Consider the following 1,066-nt stretch of genomic DNA (forward strand, 5'->3'; position numbering starts at 1 on the left):
CACGTGCCGAGTTCAGATCAACTTCGCCGCTGCAGCAGGTTGATCCATCGATCGAAGGCCGCAGCGGATTGTCGCTCGACCATACCGAATGGCTGGGCGACCAGCATATCCAGACGGATTATGAGCTGCTAATGCAGGACTTGCAGCGAAACGATCCGGATCTCGCCGCCAGGACGCGGCTTATCGATCCCCTGATAGCCCATTATCATCTGCGCCTGGGCGATGAGAGGACCGCGCTGAGCGCTTTCCAGCGCATCGTTAATGATCAGAATGGAAGAGATACAGCCGACTTCCTGTTCCTTCCAGTGAGCGATGCCAGTGCTTCGGATCCTGATCACCGGGGCACCCATTGGTCGCTGCTACTCGTTGACCGTCGCAACCGCGAGGGGCCGGCTGCCTATCACTATGACTCCTTCCGGGGCCAGAACAACGAGTTTGCAGCAATGCTCGCACAAAGGTTGGGTACCCGTCTGGAGCCCGTCCGCATGACCCAACAGCGCAACGACTATGATTGCGGAGTCTTCGTGGTTGACGGCACGCGGGCGCTCGTTAGACGACTGGCGCGAAGAGGCCGGCCAGCCGTGCTGCACCTCGACAACCTCGTCGCCGATCGGGAGCAACTCCAACGACGTCTGAGCACCGCGCCCAACGGTGATCGAGCGGGGGCTGCGGCGGCTGGACCGGAGTCCTCCACACAGATCGCCGATCCCGCAGAGTTTTGGCATGGAGTGACTCAATCAGGCCAGCTTCCCGATAGCTGGAATACAGCGCCCTTCCGGCAGGATTTGCCGTCAGCCGCCTATTCACCGGTGCAAAGCGTCAATCCGCCAGACGCACCATGGGAGCAAAGCTTGGGGGCATCGATCTTCGGCACCCCACAGTACACGCTGCCTGTGGACGACTTGGGAGAAGCTGTCCCTCCGAGCTGGCAACACCGCAATCAACCGGCACCGGCTGGCCTTCGGCTTGCAATGTCCTGGCTTGAGTTGCTGCCGAGCGCGGACAACCCCCAGACCAGCATCACTATCCATGGTGTGCCCTACACGGCCACTCTGGGGCCATCAGG

Annotated in this window: 1 protein-coding gene; it reads left to right on the forward strand. The window is 61.1% G+C overall.

Annotated features, from left to right (window positions below; all coding sequences use genetic code 11):
* Positions 1-1,066 (forward strand): Ulp1 family isopeptidase (locus tag CO660_RS32345; protein WP_245421421.1); only part of this gene is annotated, 1,066 nt, incomplete at both ends.

Source organism: Rhizobium sp. L9 (assembly GCF_002531885.1).
GTDB lineage: Bacteria > Pseudomonadota > Alphaproteobacteria > Rhizobiales > Rhizobiaceae > Rhizobium.